This window comes from Methanosarcina sp. A14, from assembly GCF_001729375.1.
GTDB lineage: Archaea > Halobacteriota > Methanosarcinia > Methanosarcinales > Methanosarcinaceae > Methanosarcina > Methanosarcina barkeri.
On sequence record NZ_LZPK01000280.1, the window covers coordinates 1 to 2,729 of the forward strand.

The window sequence follows — 2,729 nt, forward strand, 5'->3', positions numbered from 1 at the left end:
GGTTTTAGCGCCACCTGCAAGGGATGAAATTGTTGTTGTGTTTACCGGAACCGTGCCATTGGATACGTCGCTGGCATAAAATGCGACTGAAATGGTAGTAAGGCTGGCAGTTCCGGTGTTCATGACATTGGTAACTTTTATGGTATTTGGTTCTTTGGCAAAAACCGCAGAGCCTGGAACCGTATTGACGATACCTGATATACTGAGGTCGTTCGTCGCCGCTGAAGTTACGGTTATGTATTCGGTCTTTACCTCAGAATCGCTTCCGTCGGCATTGGAAACAGTGAGGTTAACGTCGTAAGTTCCGGCTGTACTATAGATATGTGAGGGGTTCTGCTCAGTGCTATCAACTGTGCCGTCGTTATTAAAATCCCACTGCCAGGAAGTCGGGGAACCAGTTGAACTGTCGTTAAACCGAACCGTGAAAGGAGACTTTCCATTGGTCACGTTCGCGCTGAATTCGGCATCAGGTGCAGAGCTTGATTGAAGCGGTTTTTTCGCCACCAGGAACACGAGGGGGATTTTGTAGAATGCTGAGGTACCTGTACCCGGTAGGTATCTGGCATAGGCAAAAGTGGAACTGCTGCCGGAAATGGACGATGTAACGTTCCAGGAATCAATCCCTGAGTAAGGGCCCTGTGTATCAGCATCATTGTCAAGCCCTGTGTTTGTAAAAGACCCGGTTTTTGCAGATGCAACAAAATCATTATCTGCAGTTGGGAAACCGTAGTACCCATTGTTACTTGCCATGTAGTCGGCGATGAGTGTGGCCGAGGTAATGCCTGAAAGTCCGGATGTGTCAAACGTGGTGGTTCCAACGGCAACATTGTCCTCGTTTTCCTCTGTATAATAAGTGCAGGCATCATGCCCCTCGTTAATCCAGTACTGCGTTTCTGTTGTTGAAGAAGGATCATCGTAAGCGACGACGAGCTCGACCATCTTTATCCGGCCGTCGTAGGAACCTGTGGCGTCTACGTTCACCTTGATAGTGGGCTCATTTTCCTGAATCAGGTTCGTCACATCATACCAGCTAAGATAGTCACTCGTCACACGGGTTGTGTGGTCGTTGAGCATAAGATAGGGTTCACCGGTGTCGTGCCCGGTAAATTCGCTATTGTCATTACCGCCGCCACCGTAGTCCCCACCCTGCATGTAGATAAAGGGCTGCCCAGGATCAGACTCAGTCCAGTTGTTGTCCCAGGTTCCATCGTTATTCCAGTCAACCTTGGTAGTGTAGGTGATGGCTTTTGCATCCTGCATATGCCCACAGTAGCTGGAAACGTAGAGCCGGGCCCATTTGACCCTACCTGACCCTGCAACGGCAGCTGTCGGAAGGGTGAAAGTCCTGTCCACAACGGTAGTGTATGTTGCTGACGGAGGGTTCCCGGAGATGTACAGGTCGCCGGTCACTGTTCCGGTCTGTACGGTTGCCAGTGGAAGACCCCCTACCCAGTCGTCAGCAGCTACGGTGCCTGCAAGCAAGGTGAGGCAGACTCCGATGCTTAGAATCATTAGTAATAATGTTGAAATTGGTTTTTTATTCGTCATTATTCCTCCTGTACTTAGTTAGAGGCAACTATTCAGCCTGCCAAAATCAGTTGAACGCACTTATTTTGGAAATATCCGAAAGTCTGGTTCTAGCCTCTTAAAATAAAAATAAAAGCACACTCAACCGCCAACATTATAAAAACAGGTTCACACAAATTTGCTCACCGGTTTTAATGAAAACTGCTCTTGGTGTTGTTCTGGTCAAGCTGAATTCACCTACTTTTTAAAGCCCTAAACTTCCTCCATTGCAATCCGCTTTGGAAAGGCTCGAGAGGGCTGTTCAGGATTTTAATCTCACAATTTTATATTCAATTCAGAGGGAAAACCCAAAAACAACAAAATTGAAACCTTTTTGCCATAAAATTTAAAATTTGGATCTGTACTCACGAATGGTTTATTAGATCAAATTCGACCTCTGAAAAATTCACATACTCTGTATACTTTAAATTTCTATTAGAGATCAAGATCAAAACTTTTTAAAAGTGACATGGACAAATTTCTCAAAATTGCAACTTTTATTCTAATTCAGTTTGTAGGGTCAGACGTTTGACTCTGCTTTGAAGACGGTGTCTCCTTTTTCAGAGAAACATCTATTATAGTTCAGCCACTTCTAAAAAGAATAGATAACACAAAGTATTTAAATTCTTTGAAAATATTAAGAACATATTAATTTATATTCATCATATTTGTTACAAATATAAAAATTCGTAACATAATATCAGTAGTTTATTTCTTTTTAAACTTACTATGTATAAAGCGGCAAGTCCATCATTAGGAAGAAATACATAATATTCATAAAACGGCAAGTTCTTCATTAAAAAGAAAAAACCTAAACATGCATGATATTCTTTGAATAAAAAGTACAAACGAAAATACTCTACTCTATCTTTTTAGCTATTAAGTCCTCATTACCGGGCAGTAAATTGTCGACATTTTGGTTTTCAAAATCATGCCTAAACTAAATAGTAAATTACCATCGAAGGCTTAAATATGATTATGAGTAGAAAACGAAGAATAAGCTGATGAATCAGTTTTATTCTGTACTTCATGCTAACCTGAGATTAGGTCACTCGCCAGTTATTGAAAAACACAAGCCAAAGTTGGCTTTCAAATCTGGTCAACGAGGCTAATGGGTTGTTTTGCCTGTTTTTCTCAATGACTTCTACCCTTTAGCCTCGATT

Annotated in this window: 1 protein-coding gene; it reads right to left on the minus strand. The window is 42.3% G+C overall.

Annotation, left to right across the window (positions count from 1 at the left end):
• Window positions 1–1,548, minus strand: a 1,548-nt coding sequence (locus tag A9239_RS12935) for a DUF3344 domain-containing protein (RefSeq protein ID WP_255361948.1), incomplete at its 3' end; no start/stop codon positions are given.
• Window positions 1,549–2,729: the final 1,181 nt, after the last annotated feature.